At 71.2% G+C, this 14,048-nt stretch carries 19 protein-coding genes and 1 tRNA gene; 8 read left to right on the top strand and 12 right to left on the bottom strand.

Features of this window, described 5'->3' with window-relative positions:
* Positions 1 to 21: 21 nt before the first annotated feature.
* The 7 genes from xseA to ABIC30_RS04550 form a co-directional block, all read right to left on the bottom strand.
* Positions 22 to 1,722 carry an exodeoxyribonuclease VII large subunit gene (xseA, locus tag ABIC30_RS04580; protein ID WP_354454227.1) on the bottom strand — a complete coding sequence of 567 codons (1,701 nt, stop codon included), beginning with the start codon at positions 1,720 to 1,722 and terminating at the stop codon, positions 22 to 24.
* 109 nt (positions 1,723 to 1,831) lie between these two features.
* A complete protein-coding gene (locus ABIC30_RS04575) occupies positions 1,832 to 3,304 on the bottom strand; it encodes an MDR family MFS transporter (protein WP_331326352.1) in 1,473 nt (490 codons plus the stop codon).
* 182 nt (positions 3,305 to 3,486) lie between these two features.
* Complete coding sequence (locus tag ABIC30_RS04570) at positions 3,487 to 4,803, bottom strand: MFS transporter (protein WP_331326351.1); 1,317 nt, start codon at positions 4,801 to 4,803, stop codon at positions 3,487 to 3,489.
* The gene (locus ABIC30_RS04565) at positions 4,803 to 5,009 is read right to left on the bottom strand and encodes a ribosome modulation factor (protein ID WP_331326350.1); all 207 of its coding nucleotides are present in this window, start codon (positions 5,007 to 5,009) and stop codon (positions 4,803 to 4,805) included. The genes ABIC30_RS04570 and ABIC30_RS04565 overlap by 1 nt, the downstream gene beginning before the upstream one ends.
* Positions 5,010 to 5,076: 67 nt before the next feature.
* Complete coding sequence (locus ABIC30_RS04560; protein WP_020093435.1) at positions 5,077 to 5,334, bottom strand: DUF6894 family protein; 258 nt, start codon at positions 5,332 to 5,334, stop codon at positions 5,077 to 5,079.
* A 104-nt stretch (positions 5,335 to 5,438) separates the two neighbouring features.
* Positions 5,439 to 5,702 carry a hypothetical protein gene (locus ABIC30_RS04555; protein ID WP_056522641.1) on the bottom strand — a complete coding sequence of 88 codons (264 nt, stop codon included), beginning with the start codon at positions 5,700 to 5,702 and terminating at the stop codon, positions 5,439 to 5,441.
* A gap of 148 nt (positions 5,703 to 5,850) precedes the next feature.
* Entirely contained in the window at positions 5,851 to 6,090 is a 240-nt protein-coding gene (locus tag ABIC30_RS04550; RefSeq protein WP_331326349.1) for a hypothetical protein, read from the bottom strand.
* A gap of 152 nt (positions 6,091 to 6,242) precedes the next feature.
* Here ABIC30_RS04550 and ABIC30_RS04545 point away from each other — a divergent pair, with 152 nt between their 5' ends.
* The gene (locus tag ABIC30_RS04545; RefSeq protein WP_026604971.1) at positions 6,243 to 7,259 is read left to right on the top strand and encodes an NAD-dependent epimerase; all 1,017 of its coding nucleotides are present in this window, start codon (positions 6,243 to 6,245) and stop codon (positions 7,257 to 7,259) included.
* 210 nt (positions 7,260 to 7,469) lie between these two features.
* Entirely contained in the window at positions 7,470 to 7,835 is a 366-nt protein-coding gene (locus ABIC30_RS04540) for a c-type cytochrome (protein ID WP_042673136.1), read from the top strand.
* 63 nt (positions 7,836 to 7,898) lie between these two features.
* Here ABIC30_RS04540 and ABIC30_RS04535 read toward each other — a convergent pair whose 3' ends face one another.
* The 3 genes from ABIC30_RS04535 to ABIC30_RS04525 all read right to left on the bottom strand — a co-directional run bounded on the left by ABIC30_RS04535 (position 7,899) and on the right by ABIC30_RS04525 (position 9,640).
* Positions 7,899 to 8,417 carry a MarR family winged helix-turn-helix transcriptional regulator gene (locus tag ABIC30_RS04535; RefSeq protein WP_020093430.1) on the bottom strand — a complete coding sequence of 173 codons (519 nt, stop codon included), beginning with the start codon at positions 8,415 to 8,417 and terminating at the stop codon, positions 7,899 to 7,901.
* Between the two features lie 129 nt (positions 8,418 to 8,546).
* Entirely contained in the window at positions 8,547 to 9,491 is a 945-nt protein-coding gene (locus ABIC30_RS04530; RefSeq protein WP_100252167.1) for a site-specific tyrosine recombinase XerD, read from the bottom strand.
* Positions 9,488 to 9,640 carry a hypothetical protein gene (locus ABIC30_RS04525; RefSeq protein WP_012317685.1) on the bottom strand — a complete coding sequence of 51 codons (153 nt, stop codon included), beginning with the start codon at positions 9,638 to 9,640 and terminating at the stop codon, positions 9,488 to 9,490. Before ABIC30_RS04525 ends, ABIC30_RS04530 begins: the two co-directional genes overlap by 4 nt.
* A 244-nt stretch (positions 9,641 to 9,884) precedes the next feature.
* Between ABIC30_RS04525 and ABIC30_RS04520 the strand changes: the two genes are divergently transcribed.
* From ABIC30_RS04520 to ABIC30_RS04495, 6 genes are all read left to right on the top strand, one after another.
* On the top strand, positions 9,885 to 10,508 hold the full coding sequence (locus ABIC30_RS04520; protein ID WP_020093428.1) for a shikimate kinase: 624 nt from the start codon (positions 9,885 to 9,887) through the stop codon (positions 10,506 to 10,508).
* Between the two features lie 19 nt (positions 10,509 to 10,527).
* Complete coding sequence (gene aroB, locus ABIC30_RS04515; RefSeq protein WP_331326348.1) at positions 10,528 to 11,667, top strand: 3-dehydroquinate synthase; 1,140 nt, start codon at positions 10,528 to 10,530, stop codon at positions 11,665 to 11,667.
* A gap of 109 nt (positions 11,668 to 11,776) precedes the next feature.
* Positions 11,777 to 11,852: transfer RNA gene (locus tag ABIC30_RS04510), tRNA-Thr, on the top strand.
* Between the two features lie 59 nt (positions 11,853 to 11,911).
* Positions 11,912 to 12,169, top strand: coding sequence for a hypothetical protein (locus tag ABIC30_RS04505; RefSeq protein ID WP_331326347.1), 258 nt, complete (start codon positions 11,912 to 11,914; stop codon positions 12,167 to 12,169).
* A complete protein-coding gene (locus ABIC30_RS04500; RefSeq protein ID WP_331326346.1) occupies positions 12,166 to 12,363 on the top strand; it encodes a hypothetical protein in 198 nt (65 codons plus the stop codon). Before ABIC30_RS04505 ends, ABIC30_RS04500 begins: the two co-directional genes overlap by 4 nt.
* Before the next feature lie 252 nt (positions 12,364 to 12,615).
* Positions 12,616 to 12,819 carry a hypothetical protein gene (locus ABIC30_RS04495; protein WP_331326345.1) on the top strand — a complete coding sequence of 68 codons (204 nt, stop codon included), beginning with the start codon at positions 12,616 to 12,618 and terminating at the stop codon, positions 12,817 to 12,819.
* Positions 12,820 to 12,860: 41 nt separating this feature from the next.
* Here ABIC30_RS04495 and ABIC30_RS04490 read toward each other — a convergent pair whose 3' ends face one another.
* Together ABIC30_RS04490 and ABIC30_RS04485 are read right to left on the bottom strand one after the other, a co-directional pair.
* Positions 12,861 to 13,259: a Ros/MucR family transcriptional regulator gene (locus tag ABIC30_RS04490; RefSeq protein ID WP_331326593.1), complete on the bottom strand. Its 399-nt coding sequence runs from the start codon at positions 13,257 to 13,259 to the stop codon at positions 12,861 to 12,863.
* Positions 13,260 to 13,510: 251 nt separating this feature from the next.
* Positions 13,511 to 13,948 (bottom strand): hypothetical protein, encoded by a 438-nt coding sequence (locus ABIC30_RS04485; RefSeq protein WP_331326344.1) that lies wholly within the window; start codon positions 13,946 to 13,948, stop codon positions 13,511 to 13,513.
* Positions 13,949 to 14,048 lie beyond the last annotated feature (100 nt).

Here is a 14,048-nt window from a genome sequence, read left to right as displayed (position 1 = left end):
CTTCCGGCCGCGGCGACCGTTTCAGGCGTCGAACAGCGAGCCCTGCCGCGTCGGGGCGGGGCTCGCACCGGTCCGCTTGCCGGCCGTCGCCGGCGCGGCCGCGCCGCCGCGCCGAGCGGGCTTCGCGGACGGGGATGGAGCGGCCGACAGGGACGGATCGGCCGTCCCGTCGGGCACGGCCGTCACGGTCCCGTCGGCGAATTGCAGGCTGAGGCGCTGGGCGGCCGCCGCCTCCGCGGCGCGGCGGACGGGCAGCCCCGCGGCGTCGCGCACCAGCACGTAGCCCCGGTCGAGCACCGCGCGGTAGCTGAGCGAGCCGAGCAGGCCCGCCAGACCGTCGAGCCGGTCGCGGCGCCGCTCGATGCCGCGCGCGCCCGCCTGGGTGAGGCGCTCCGACAAGGCGAGGAGCCGGTCGGTGCGGCGCGCCTGCAGCGCCCGGGCCCGTTCCAGGCTGGCCTCGCGCGCGACGACGAGGCGGCGCCCGAGCTGGACCAGGGCCTCGCCCTTGCGCTGGACGTCGTTGCGCAGGGCGTGGAGCGGCCGGTGGTCGATCCGCGCCAGCCGGGCGCGGGCGTTGGCGAGGGCCACGTCGGGCGAGCGGCGAGCCATCCGGTCGAGGAGCAGCTGGAGCCGCGCGCGGTGGCGGCTCGCGCCCGCCGCCAGCGCCGGGGCGAGGCGCGCCTCGGCGAGGTCGAGCCGCTGGCGCTTGGCCGCCAGCAGGGCGTCGGCGCTCGGAAGGGCGCGTCCGAGGGCGCGCAGGTCCGACCGGTCGCGGTCGATCCGGCGCCCGACCGCCCCCAGGCCGCGGGCCGACAGGTCCGCCACCGTGGCGATCAGGTCGGCGCAGACCGGCACCGCCATCTCGGCGGCGCCCGTCGGGGTCGGCGCGCGGCGATCCGAGACGTAGTCGATCAGCGTGGTGTCGGTCTCGTGCCCCACCGCCGAGATCAGCGGGATCGCGCTCGCGAAGGCGGCGCGGACGACACATTCCTCGTTGAAGGCCCAGAGATCCTCGATCGAGCCGCCGCCGCGGGCCACGATGAGCACGTCCGGGCGCGGGATCGCCCCCCCGGCCGGAAGGGCGTTGAAGCCGCGGATCGCGGCCGCGACCTCCTCGGCCGCGCCGTCGCCCTGGACCCGCACCGGCCAGACGAGGACCGGACGGGGAAAGCGGTCTTCCAGCCGGTGGAGGATGTCGCGGATCACCGCGCCGGTCGGCGAGGTGACGACGCCGACGACCCGCGGCAGGTAGGGGATCGGCCGCTTGTGGTCCGGCGCGAAGAGGCCCTCGGCCGCGAGCTGCTTCTTGCGCTCCTCCAGGAGCGCCATCCAGGCGCCGAGCCCCGCGGGCTCCAGGCTCTCGATGACGATCTGGTACGAGGACTTGCCCGCGAAGGTCGTGATGCGGCCGGTGGCGACGACCTCCAACCCCTCCTGCGGCCGCTGGCGCAGGCGTCCGAACACGCCCTTCCAGACCACCGCGTCGATCCGCGCCTGCCCGTCCTTCAGGGAGAAATAGGCGTGGCCCGAGCCGTGCTGGCCGCGATACCCCGAGATCTCCCCGCGCAGCCGGACGTGCCCGAAGGCGTCCTCGAGGGTGCGCTTCAGGGCGCCCGCGAGCTCGCCGACCGACCATTCCGGCTGGTTGGCGTTGAGCACGCTGGTCGGCGGGATGTCCGCCGCTTGCTGGGCTGCGGGGCGCGGGGGCGGCACGAGGGGCATGAGCTGACGCTAGGGGCCTCCGGCGGGACAGTCAAAGGCCCGCTGTGGAGACGGGATCGCTCGGCCGGCGCCGCGCCTGCGGCGCCTCTCCCTCGGCGAATGCCGCCCCCTACTCGACGGCGAGCTCGCGCGGCCGGTCGGAGATCGCCACCGGCGGGACCAGCAGCGACAGGAGCAGGGTCAGCCCCGCCACGGCGAACACCGTCCAGAACGTGCCGTGCAGGGCGTGCTCCAAGCCGGCCCGGATCGCCTCGCCGCCGGCCCCGAGGCTTGCCGGATCGTCGAGCAGGCGCCGCAGCTGATCGGGGTTCACCGCCGGGCCGCTCGACGGGTTCGCGAGCCGGTAATTCAGCACCGCGCCGAGGACGGTCGCGCCGAGGGTCGAGCCGAGGTTGCGCGAGAAGATGTTGGAGGCCGTCGCCGCCCCGCGCTGCGCCCAGGCGACGCTGTCCTGGATGATCACGATGGCGGCCGTGGACAGGAAGCCCATGCCGAGCCCCATCACGACCGAGCCGCAGGCCGCCACCGCCGGGGAGGTGTCGGGCCCGAGAGCCACGAAGGCGACCGCGCCGAGGGGCAGGAGCGTCGCGCCGACCAGCAGGATCGGGCGCAGGCCGAACCGCACGAAGCTACGCGCCGCCGTCGTGGCGCCGATCGGCCAGCCGAGCACCATCAGGGTCAGGGTCAGTCCGGCGATCAGGGGCGACTGCCGCATGACGCCCTGCACGTACATCGGCAGGAACGCCGTGAGCCCGATCACCGTCATGCCGGAGAGCAGCGTCGCGGTGTTGGCGGTCGCGATGGGGCGCTGCAACCACAGGCGGATGTCGAGCATCGGGTCCGGCGCGCGCCGCTCCTGGACGACGAACAGGGTCGCGGCCACCACGAAGGCCAGCGCCGGCCACAGGGCCGCTTCGGCCGACTCGCCCGCCTCGGTCAGCGCGATCATCAGCGCCGCGATGGCGGCGGTGAACAGGGCCGCACCGATCGCGTCGATCTGGCGCGGGCGGCGCTCGACGCCCTCGTGGAGGAAGCACAGGAACAGGCCTGCCGCGATCACGCCGATCGGCAGGTTGATCCAGAAGATCCAGGGCCAGCTCAGGTGGCCGATGATCAGGCCGCCGACCAGCGGGCCGGCCACCGACGAGATCCCCCAGACACTCGCGAGGTAGCCCTGGACCTTGCCGCGTTCCCGCACCGCGTAAAGGTCGCCGATGACGGTCAGGCTCACCGGCTGGATCGCCCCTGCGCCGACGCCCTGGATGAGGCGGAACAGGATCAGCGAGGGCATCGACCACGCGAGCCCGCACAGGAGGGAGCCCGCCAGGAACACCGCGATGCCGAACAGCAGGACTGGCCGGCGTCCGTAGAGGTCCGAGAGCTTGCCGAACACCACCGTGGTGGCCGTCTGCGTCAGCAGGAAGGACGCGAACACCCAGGCGTAGAGGTGAAGGTCGCCGAGATGACCGGCGATCTGCGGCATCGCCGTCGAGACGATCGTCGCCTCGATGGCGATCATGAACATCGACGCCATCACCGCGGCGAGGACCAGCGGGCGGCGCGTCTCGAGGGACTTGGGCATCGGGCCGATCTAGGCCCGCCGCGCCTGCACACCTAGCGTTGGCTCGGGCAACCGGCCTCTACGCGGCGAGATCCGTGCGCGGGCGCACATCCGCTCGGCGTCGGCCCCGCGATGGGCGCATGGATGATGCGCCCCGATGCAGCACGTGCATACATAATGCGGAACGCCGCGGCGCGACCGACTCAGGCCTCCGCGTCGGCGTCGAGGTCCCTTCCGCGGGTCTCGGGCAGCAGGAACGCGGCGATCGTCCCGACGAGGCTGAATGCGGCGAGGTAGTAGGCCGGCGCGAGCCGGTCGCCGGTCGCGGCGATCAGCCAGTTCACCACGTAGTTCGTGCTGCCGCCGAACACCGAGACGGAGACCGCGTAGACGATCGACAACCCGGCGCTGCGCACCGCCCGCGGCAGGGCCTCGGGAATGCCGACGATCACGGCCGCCGCGTTGATGGACGACAGCGCCGAGAGCAGGAAGGTGACCGCGTAGACGCTGGCAGCGCTCGGCGCCCGCACCACCCAGGCGAAGGCCGGGACCGCCAGGATCAGGATCAGCGCCCGCGGCCAGATCATCACCGGTCGCCGCCCGTACCGGTCGGCCAGCCAGCCGCCGAGCAGCGGGAAGATCACCGAGGCGAGCCCGAGGGCGATCGGCACCGCCGTCGCGGCGGTCTCGCTCAGGCCGAGGGTCGCGCCCGCGAAGACCGGCATGTTGGTGCCGACCGCGTTCGACACGGTCGAGGCCGCGATGACCAGGAAGGTCAGGCCCAGCAGGCGGCCGTGCTCGCGCAGGAGCCGGCCGACCACCGCCATCGTCGAGGCCGCCGCGTGCGGATCCTCCTCGGCGCCGGCGGTCTCGGGCAGGTGACTGCGGATGATTAGGCCGACTGGCACGACGGACAGGCCGAGGGCGAACATCAGCCGCCAGCCCCACTGCGCCATCGCCTGGTCGCCGACCGCGAGCGCCAGGGCGGTCGCGATGATCCCGGCGAACAGGGCGGCGCAGCCCTGGCTGGCGATCTGCCAGCTCGTCACGAAGCCGCGCCGGTCCGGGGGCGCGGCCTCCAGCAGGAAGGCGGTCGAGGGACCGACCTCGCCGCCGAGGGCGAGGCCCTGCACGAGGCGTCCGGCGATGACGATGACTTGAGCCCAGCCGCCGATCGTCGCGTAGGAGGGGCAGGCGGCCAGCATGAGCATGCCGACGGCCATCAGCGCGATGGTGATCAGCATCGCGGGCTTGCGGCCGGCCCGGTCCGCGAAGGCGCCGATCAGCACACCGCCGATGGGCCGCATGACGTAGCCGATGCCGAACAGGGCGAGCGATGCCAGCAGGCTGTGGGTCGGGTCGTTCGCCGGGAAGAAGGCCTCGCCGATCGGCTTGGCGAAGAAGGCGTAGACGGTGAAGTCGTAGAATTCGAGGGCGTTGCCCAGGACGACGGCCCCGACCGACTTGCGGTCGAGAGTCGAATGATGCGCGCCGGGATGCGGTGCGGTCCGGGCGTCCATCAGCGGGCCGACCCGTCGACCGGGTGCTTGGCGAGACCGCCGGTCACGGGCGTCTCGCCCTCCGCTAGGGCCGCGTCGTAACCGGCCAGCCAGAGCGCGCGCGCCTCCGTCCACTCCGCGTAGGGGCAGGCTTCCCGAGCGAGCCCTTTGGCGGGCGCGGCCCGGCCGAGGGCGCGGGCATCGAGGTCGTTCGGTGGCGTATCCATACGGGCGCAGCTCCGTTCCGGTGGGCTGCGGCGCGATGTAGGGCGCGGAGCGCGCGCGTCGCCGATCTCAGTGACGCGTCGGGTCCGCGTCGGCGGGCAGCGCCACGGCCTCGCTGAACGGGAATTCCAGCACGACCTCGCCGTCGTCGTCCGTGACCACGAGGCACGCCGTCATCAGCCGGGCCTGATCCTGCGGCTGGCGCAGGGCGGCGCGGATCGTCTCCCGCGCCGCCTCCCAGGCCGCGTCCGGATCCCGCAGCTCGATCCCGGTCGGGTCGGAGATGACGTCCTCGCCGATCTGCGTGTGGAAGAAGTAGCGCGGCATGGTCTTCACCGATTGCAGGGGTGCCGCCCCGGGCGGAGCGACCCACGACAGGTGGTGATGGCCGCGCGTCGGACCAGATGCGGCGCGCCCCCCTGTCTCGGCCCTCAGCCGTGCGCGGCGCGCGCGGCCGGCGCGGACGGGACCGGGCGCAGCGCCCGCACCTGGCCGCTGGAACCGCCCGCGCGGTGCTGCTTCTCCATCGCCATGAGCGGCCGCAGCTCGGGCTCGGCGAAATCGAGGAGCTTGGCGTTGCGCCAGCGCGGCTTGCCGGAGCCGCGGCCGAACCAGCGGGGGCGCTCCTCCTCGACCAGGAGCACCAGCCGCCCTGTCCAGGTCTTCCGGAACCAGAAACGCCCTGTCAGAGACATCGTCCCATCCTCGCCGTCGAGCCGCCCCCGGTCTGGCCGCCTCAATAGCGAACTTGGCTGTTCGCGTACTGATTGAGGACGCGGGCGAACAGGCGCACCACCGATATCCACAGCGTCACGCCGGGACTGCGGGGGACTCGGGGCACGATCAGTGCGCGATATGCCGGACCGACAGCGCCAGCACGACGAGCCAGACGAGCCCCGAGAGACCGAACACGAAGCCGCGGAGGATCGCCGCTTCCAGCGCCGCGTGTGCGGAGCGCGGCTCCGAAGCCCGCTCCCTCCGCGAAGGCTCGGGACGCGCCCGGACCGGGCGCTGCTCCGGCACGGTGAGCAGGCGGGTCAGGCTGGCGGGGAGCGGTCTCGGATCGGGCTGCACGGCAGCCACGAGCCTAGCGCGTCACGCGCCCGCGCGACAGGCCGCTCGGAGCGTCGGCAGGCTCGTGTCGGCAGGCTCATGTCGGGCACCGATTTGTCGCGCCCATACCCCATGCTACAGCTCGACCCCCGGGCGGCCAGTCAGCCCGTCGGTCCGCGCGCATGTCCCTGCCACCTGTTCTGATCACCGGCGTGGCCGGCTTCATCGGGAACCAGCTCGCCCTGCGCCTCCTCGAGGACGGCCGGCAGGTCGTCGGCCTGGACAGCGTCAACGCCTATTACGACGTGCGCCTCAAGGAAGCCCGGCTGCAACGCCTCGCGGATTTCCCGGGCTACAGCTTCGCGCGCCTCGACCTCGCCGACCGCGACGGCCTCGACGCGCTGTTCCGCCGCCACGCGTTCCGCACGGTGATCCACCTCGCGGCCCAGGCCGGCGTGCGCTACTCGCTCACCGATCCGCACGCCTACGCGGCGAGCAACCTCGTCGGCTTCCTGAACATCCTCGAGGCCTGCCGCCACGGCGGCGTGGGACACCTCCTCTACGCGTCCTCCAGCTCCGTCTACGGCGGCGTCACCGCGATGCCGTTCTCGGTGCACCAGAACGTCGACCATCCGCTCAGCCTCTACGCCGCGACCAAGAAGGCGAACGAGCTGATGGCGCACAGCTACAGCCATCTCTACGGCCTGCCGACGACGGGCCTGCGCTTCTTCACCGTCTACGGCCCCTGGGGCCGGCCCGACATGGCGCTGTACCTGTTCACCCGCGCGATCCTGGCGGGCGAACCGATCCGCGTGTTCAACGAAGGGCGGATGCTCCGGGACTTCACCTACATCGACGACATCGTCGCGGGGATCCGGGCCCTGGCCGACCGGCCGGCCGCGCCCGACCCCGCGTGGAGCGGCGCGGCGCCGGATCCCGGGACCAGCTCCGCCCCCTACAGGATCTACAACATCGGCAACAACGAGCCGGTGGCGCTCCTGGATATGATCGCGCTCCTCGAGGACGCCCTGGGCCGCAAGGCGGAGAAGATCCTCCTGCCGATGCAGCCCGGGGACGTCCCGGCGACCTACGCCGACATCGACGACCTCGTGCGGGACGCCGGCTTCCGGCCCGCCACGCCCCTGAAGACCGGGATCGGGCGCTTCGTCGACTGGTATCGGACCTATCACGGGATCTGAGGGAACGGCGCCGCGCGCCGTCGCGCGGAGCCAATCCGTTCACGCGGTGTTGAGTGGGGCGGCGGCCCGCAGCAGCCGCCAACCGGCCCCGGATGACGGCTATCCCAGACTGGGCCGTTGCGCGCGCCGGGCACATTCATTTAGAGCTGTTCCAGGCAGGCAAGCTCTGCCCGCATCGCTGCCCAAGCGGCGGCCAACAGGAGGAAATCCATGCGTTCACTCGTTTTCGGCGCCGTCCTTGCCGTCGTGATGCCGTTCGCCGCGCAGGCCCAGGACGCCGGCGACGCCGCCGCCGGCGAGAAGGCGTTCGCCCCCTGCAAGGCGTGCCACAACTTCCAGAAGAACGGCGTGGGTCCTGACCTGAAGGGCGTCGTCGGCCGCAAGGCGGGCACCTACGAGGGCTACAACTACTCCGCCGCCCTGAAGAACTCCGGCATCACCTGGGACGAGGCCAACCTGCACGAGTGGCTGAAGAACCCGAAGGCGAAGGTTCCCGGCACCAAGATGATCTTCCAGGGCTACCCCGACGACAAGAAGATCAACGACGTCATCGCCTACCTCAAGACGCAGTCCTGAGAGGCGAAGATCGGTACGAACCGGGAGCGGCCGCCCGGCCGCTCCCGGGGCTCCGGCCGCGCCCTAGTCGGGCGTGAGGCCGGCCTGCAGGCTCAGCCTGAGCGTGACGAGATCCTGAAGAAGGTCTTTGCGGCCCTGGATATCGAGACCGGTCATGCCCCCCGCCTCGTCGGGCAGGCAGGCGAGTTCCTCGCGCAGCGCCTCGCCGGCGGCGGTGAGGAAGATGCTGACCTGACGCTCGTCCACCCGGTCGCGGGCGCGGCGCACGCGCCCGGAGGCTTCCAGGCGCTTCAGGAGCGGCGTCAGCGTCCCCGAATCCAGGAACAGGCGGTTCCCGATCTCCTTGACCGACAATCCGTCCTGCTCCCACAAGACCAGCAGGACGAGGTATTGCGGATAGGTCAGTTCGTGGCGCCCCAGGAGGTTGCGGTAGGCGCGGCCGAAGGCGTGCGCGGCGGCGTAGACCGCGAAGCACAGCTGATTGTCGAGGCGCTGCCGCTCCCGCTGCGAAAGCTGGTCGGCACGCGTGTGCCCCGCTCGATCCGGCTCGATGCCGATCTGCGAGGCCGTGGGGCCTGACATAGGAAAACTCTCTCTGGTAAAGGCTGGCTCGCGTACCGGTATGGCGAGGGGCTACTTCTAGGCAGTTCGCTAAACGTATACAATTGGGGCGACCGACCGAGAGTTGCCACACCATCCGCTCGCCAGCGCTCAGCCATCCATCAACGGATGCAGATCGCGGACCATCGCCTTCAGGCGCTCGTCGAGGACGTGCGTGTAGATCTGCGTCGTCGAGATGTCGGCGTGGCCGAGCAGCTCCTGGACGATGCGCAGATCGGCGCCGTTCTGCAGGAGGTGACTCGCGAAGGCGTGGCGGAGCACGTGGGGGCTCACCCGATCCGGGTGGAGCCCCGCCGCCGAGGCCAGCACCTTGAGATCGCGGGCGAAGGCCTGCCGGGTGAGATAGCCGCTGTCGCTGTCGGCGGGAAACAGCCACGGGTTGTCCTCCGGCACGGCCGGAAGATGCGCCGCCATCGCGGTGCGGGCCGCATCGGTCAGGGGCACGAGGCGCTCGCGGCCGCCCTTGCCCTTGACGATGAGGTAGCGCTCGCGCGTCGCGCCCGCCGCGCGGGGCAGGGCGACCAGTTCCGAGACGCGCAGGCCCGTGGCGTAGAGCAGCTCGAGCAGGCACGCCATCCGGCGCGCCCGCCGGGCCGGGCCGGGGGCCTGATCGGCGGCGGCGGCCGCCTGCGCCGTGGCGAGCAGCCGGTCGACCTCCGCGATGGACAGGACCTTGGGGAGCGCGCGCCCGCGGCGCGGACCGGACACCGCGACGCTCGGATCGCTCTCGGCGCCGCCCTCGGCGTAGAGGAACTTGTGGAAGCCGCGCACGCAGGACAGGCGCCGCGCCGCCGAGGACGCCTTCAGGCCCCGGGTCTCGAGGTCGATCAGGAAGGCCCGCAGCGTGCCGGCCTCCACGTCGCCGAGCGCCGTGCCCGAGCGCGCGAGATAGTCGAGGTAATCGTCCAGGTCCCGGCGGTAGGCGCTCAGGGTGTTCAGTCCGGCACCGCGCTCGGCGGCCAGCATGTCGAGGTACTCGGCGACCTCGGGGCGGGGCGCCCGGGCGGCGTCGCCGCTGCCCTCCGGCCCGCTCAACGGTTGCCCGGCTGCAGCTTCGAGGCGGGGATGGTCACGCTCATCTCCCGCGGCGTCGGCTGGACGAAATGCGCGAGCGCGAACATGGCCGCGTAGACCAGACCCGCCAGGATCGCGAGGGTGGCAAAGAAACGGAACAGGGTCGGCACGTCGGTCGAACCTCGGGCAGACGGGCGCTGGCGGCGGGGAGGGGGCGGGCGAAGGCCTTCTCCGAGCCGCCGCCGATGCCCGGGTTCGACCACGTGAACGAGGCGCTGACAAGGCCCACGACGACACAGGGATGCGTTTCGCAGGCCGCTTGAATCGCGCTAAGAGCCTGCCGCAGGATGTGAGGCTGCCCGGGCGACAGGCGCGCGGGGGCCGGTGGAGAGGCGGGGACGCCGCACGGATGCGATGCAGGAGTCGATGCAGGAGGCCATGAGCGGGGAGGAGGCGGGGGAACCGATCGAGGCGCGTCTGCGCCGCGCGCTCGGCCTGCGCTCGATCGTGCTCGTGGGCCTCATGGGAGCGGGCAAGAGCACCGTCGGCCGCCGTCTGGCGAGCCGCCTCGGCCTGATCTTCAAGGATGCCGACATCGAGATCGAGGCCGCGGCCGGCCTGACGATCCCCGACATCTTCGCGATCTACGGCGAGCCGAGCTTCCGCGACGGCGAGGAGCGGGTGATCTCGCGCCTGCTGCGGGCCGGCCCGCTGGTCCTGGCGACGGGCGGCGGCGCCTACCTGCGCGAGGCGACCCGCGCGCGCATCGCGGAATCGGCGGTCTCCGTCTGGCTGAAGGCCGATCTGGACGTGCTGATGCGGCGCGTGCGCAAGCGCGGCAACCGCCCGCTGCTGCAGACCGAGGACCCCGAGGCGACGATGCGCGACCTGATGGCCGTGCGCCACCCGGTCTACGCCGCAGCCGACGTGATGGTCATCTCGCGGGAGGTCTCGCATGACCGGGTCGTCCAGGACGTGCTGGAGGCGCTGGATGCCCATCTCAGCGGCGAAGGATCCATCCCCGTGGCCGCCCAGTGAGACCCGAGCGAACCGATCCATGACCGAGCCCCGTCCGGACCTCCTGACCGTCCACGTGCCCCTCGACGCCGACCGCGCCTACGACATCCAGATCGGACGCGGGCTGATCGACACCGCCGGCACCGCGGTCGCCGCGCTCGGGGCCCGCCGGGCAGCGATCGTGACGGACGCGACGGTCGGCGCGCTCTACGCCGCGCGGCTGCGGACCAGCCTGGAGCGCGCCGGCCTCCAGGCGGGCGTGGTGACGGTGGCGCCGGGCGAGGCCTCCAAATCCTACGCGGGCTACGCGGAGGTCTGCGACGGTCTGCTCGCCCTCAAGGTCGAGCGCGGCGACCTCGTCGTGGCGCTGGGCGGCGGCGTGGTCGGCGACCTCGCGGGCTTCGCGGCCGCCACCCTGCGGCGCGGCGTGCGCTTCGTGCAGGTGCCGACGAGCCTGCTCGCGCAGGTCGATTCCTCGGTCGGCGGCAAGACCGGCATCAACGCGCCGCTTGGCAAGAACCTGATCGGCGCCTTCCACCAGCCGCGCCTCGTCCTGGCCGACACGGCCGCCCTCGACACCCTGTCCGAGCGTGAGATGCGCGCCGGCTACGCCGAGGTCGCCAAGTACGGGCTGATCGCCGATCCGGGCTTCTTCGACTGGTGCGAGGCGAACTGGCGCGGGATCTTCGCCGGCGGCCCGGAGCGCGAGCAGGCGGTCGCCGCCTGCTGCCGGGCTAAGGCCGCGGTGGTCACCCGCGATGAGCGGGAGGACGGCGAGCGGGCGCTGCTCAATCTCGGCCACACCTTCGGCCACGCCCTGGAGCGCCTGACCGGCTACGATTCCGCCCGCCTGGTCCACGGCGAGGGCGTCGCGATCGGGATGGCGCTCGCCTTCCGCTTCTCGGCACGCCTCGGGCTCTGCGCGGGACAGGATGCGGGCCGGGTCGCCAACCATCTCGCGCTCGCCGGCCTGCCGACCCGTCTGCAGGCCGTTCCGGGCGGGTGCGGCGACGCCGAGGCGCTCCTCGACGCGATGACCCAGGACAAGAAGGTCCGCGACGGCGCGCTGACCTTCATCCTCGCTCGGGGGATCGGCCAGAGCTTCATCGCCCCCGGCGTGGACCAGGCGGAGGTGGCGGCGTTCCTGCAGGATGAATTAGCGTCGGACCAAGCCGCCTGACGCCCGCGAGCGCCTGCTGTGGCCTTGCCTAACGCAGGCCGGGCCGCTATGAGCCTGCCACGTCCGGCGCCGGTCACCGCGCGCCGCCGACGGTCCCGTCGGGGCCAGGGCCGCAATAGCTCAGCTGGTAGAGCACCTCATTCGTAATGAGGGGGTCGGGGGTTCGAATCCCTCTTGCGGCACCATTACTCAGCCCGATGCTTGGTTGCCAAAGAACCAGTTCGGTAAGCACATAGTAAGCACTATGGCGAACAACCTGACTGTCTCCGAGCTGCGCAAGGCCGCCGAGATCAGCGATCAGGAGATCGACGCTGCGGTCGACGCCGTGCTCGCGGATCTCGCCACCGAATCATATCCGCTGGCGAAGGGCTGGACGCTCGACCTCGTCGAGACGCGCCGCACGAACACACGCGCGACTGAGGCGCTCACCACCGACAAGCCGGCCTGGAAGCGCAACATGGTCCGGACCGCGATCCTGCTGGCGCACCCGGTGAAGGGATGAGCGCTCTCGAGGCTGACCGCGAGGCGACGGTCGAGCGCCTGATGGAGCGACTGAGCGGCTTCGTGCAGGGAATCGGTATGAGCGGCGCTGACGCGCGCGAGATCATCGCCCGCGTGATCGACTCGGAGCCGTTGGCCGGGGACGGCGACCTGATGGCGAAAGCCCGCACCTGGATGCTGATCGCGCTGGGGTAGCGGCATGGACGACGGGTCCGACCTGATCTTGGAAGCGGTTGATGCGCTCCGGGGCGCCGGCGTCGCAGTGGCGCCGATCGGCGACGAGCTTGAGAGCTGGCAGATCGGCGATTTCGTCTATTCCGACGCCGACCTGTGGCGCCTGGCCGCGAGTCGCCGGCGGTCGAGGATGGCGACGCGCGGTAGCCCAGCGCCATGCCGAAGGCCCCATCGCCTAGAGGCGCCCGGCCGCGCCAGGACCTCCGGCCGCGCGTGCTGGCGGCGCTGACATCCGAACCGTCCACCACCACCGAGATCGCCGAGCGCGCCGGGATTCCTGGCCGGGAGCGCGCCATTCACGCAGCCCGGGCGCTGACGCGTCTGGATTCTGATGGCCTCGCGGTCAGCGAGCTACGCCGGAACGTCACCCGGTGGCGCTCCGCGGCGGCGGCTCGCCATGCTTCGGCGTTGATTTAGTCAAGCGAGATGACCTGCGACGAGGTTGGGCGCTTCTGGATCTACGCTCTTCCTGCAGTTCGAGCGGCCGAGCGGTTGGCGTGACGGCTCTGCAAGCTTGTAGCGATGGCAGATCGTCTCTCCGAATACCCGGGAGCCACCATCGGGTAGTCGCGAGGAAGGCCCCACTTCGCCCGATACGTCTCCGGGGTCAGGCCACAAGTCGTCAGGTGCCGCTTGAGCGTCTTGTAACCCTTACCATCCTCGAAGCTGATCAGCGCCTCGTGCGTGATGGAGTTGCGGACCTGCGCAGGCGTCGTTCTACTCTCCGTTGGAGCGGCGGCTGCGTGACAGCTCGCTAGGCCAATAAGAGCGTCGGCCGCACTCGCGATCAGCATAGCCAAGTCTGAGACTGGTACGTTGTTACGCCTGACGTAGGCGCTGACGAGATTGGCGGTCATCCGCCGGTGATCAGCAACTGAGACCGTATCGGCAATTTTGGCTTCGTTCATGGTGCCCCCACCAGCAATGGAAGGCCAGCCGATAGCACAAGTCGGTTGTTCGCAATCTTGATATTTGCAGATTGTATCCAATTGTTGCGTTTCGAGCACTATTTCTGTTTTAAGTTGATGCGATTAGATTTACATCGACTTTAAGTCATATTCTTAGTTGCAGCTTTATGCAGACGGCGTCAGAGGCCGCATCAGAGCGGTCACGGTAAGCACGTGTACGTGCTCCGCGGCGGCAGCTCCCGCTTCCGCACGATCCGAGCGCGATCTCGCAGGGTGACCTCGTTCGTTGGCCACTCCAGGCAGGCAGCCTCGAATGCAGCGATCGCCACGGTCAGCGGGTAGATCGTGGCGAGGTGAAGCTCGAGCTTGCCGCCGATCCGGTCCCAGACCCCGATCGTGTAGGGCACGCCAGGCGGCACCGGCGGGATTTGCTTGGCGGCCGGCGGCAGCGTGATCGCGGCGAGGCAGAGGTGCTCGTACTTCCGCGCGGGCGGCGCCCCGGGCGCGCGCTGGTAGCGGCACGAGGCCGTCAGATGCCGCAGCAAGTCGAGCGATGAGATGTCTGCCCCGTAGCGCTCGATCAGGCTGGCGACGGTGTAGCGACCCGAGCGCTTGCAGGTGGCGCAGTCGACGTACACCCGACTGACCTGCCCCCACGAGGTGGTCCGAGTTCAAAATTAGTGCAGGGTCGGCCTCTGCTCTACGGGTAGCTTGGCCGCCGGAGCCGGTCGGGCGAGC

It is taken from the genome of Methylobacterium sp. 1030, from assembly GCF_040544715.1.
Lineage (GTDB): Bacteria > Pseudomonadota > Alphaproteobacteria > Rhizobiales > Beijerinckiaceae > Methylobacterium.
Note: the sequence above shows the minus strand (reverse complement) of the source record. Positions and strands in the feature narration are given on the sequence as shown.

Excerpts from the sequence above, each read along its gene's own strand:
- ABIC30_RS04490 (WP_331326593.1), bottom strand. The coding sequence starts at position 13,259 with ATGACCGCCAATCTCGTCAGCGCCTACGTCAGGCGTAACAACGTACCA.
- ABIC30_RS04520 (WP_020093428.1), top strand. The coding sequence starts at position 9,885 with ATGCAGGAGTCGATGCAGGAGGCCATGAGCGGGGAGGAGGCGGGGGAA.
- ABIC30_RS04575 (WP_331326352.1), bottom strand. The coding sequence starts at position 3,304 with ATGCCCAAGTCCCTCGAGACGCGCCGCCCGCTGGTCCTCGCCGCGGTG.
- ABIC30_RS04560 (WP_020093435.1), bottom strand. The coding sequence starts at position 5,334 with ATGCCGCGCTACTTCTTCCACACGCAGATCGGCGAGGACGTCATCTCC.
- xseA (WP_354454227.1), bottom strand. The coding sequence starts at position 1,722 with ATGCCCCTCGTGCCGCCCCCGCGCCCCGCAGCCCAGCAAGCGGCGGAC.
- ABIC30_RS04555 (WP_056522641.1), bottom strand. The coding sequence starts at position 5,702 with ATGTCTCTGACAGGGCGTTTCTGGTTCCGGAAGACCTGGACAGGGCGG.
- ABIC30_RS04565 (WP_331326350.1), bottom strand. The coding sequence starts at position 5,009 with ATGGATACGCCACCGAACGACCTCGATGCCCGCGCCCTCGGCCGGGCC.
- aroB (WP_331326348.1), top strand. The coding sequence starts at position 10,528 with ATGACCGAGCCCCGTCCGGACCTCCTGACCGTCCACGTGCCCCTCGAC.
- ABIC30_RS04505 (WP_331326347.1), top strand. The coding sequence starts at position 11,912 with ATGGCGAACAACCTGACTGTCTCCGAGCTGCGCAAGGCCGCCGAGATC.
- ABIC30_RS04545 (WP_026604971.1), top strand. The coding sequence starts at position 6,243 with ATGTCCCTGCCACCTGTTCTGATCACCGGCGTGGCCGGCTTCATCGGG.
- ABIC30_RS04570 (WP_331326351.1), bottom strand. The coding sequence starts at position 4,803 with ATGGACGCCCGGACCGCACCGCATCCCGGCGCGCATCATTCGACTCTC.
- ABIC30_RS04500 (WP_331326346.1), top strand. The coding sequence starts at position 12,166 with ATGAGCGCTCTCGAGGCTGACCGCGAGGCGACGGTCGAGCGCCTGATG.
- ABIC30_RS04535 (WP_020093430.1), bottom strand. The coding sequence starts at position 8,417 with ATGTCAGGCCCCACGGCCTCGCAGATCGGCATCGAGCCGGATCGAGCG.
- ABIC30_RS04540 (WP_042673136.1), top strand. The coding sequence starts at position 7,470 with ATGCGTTCACTCGTTTTCGGCGCCGTCCTTGCCGTCGTGATGCCGTTC.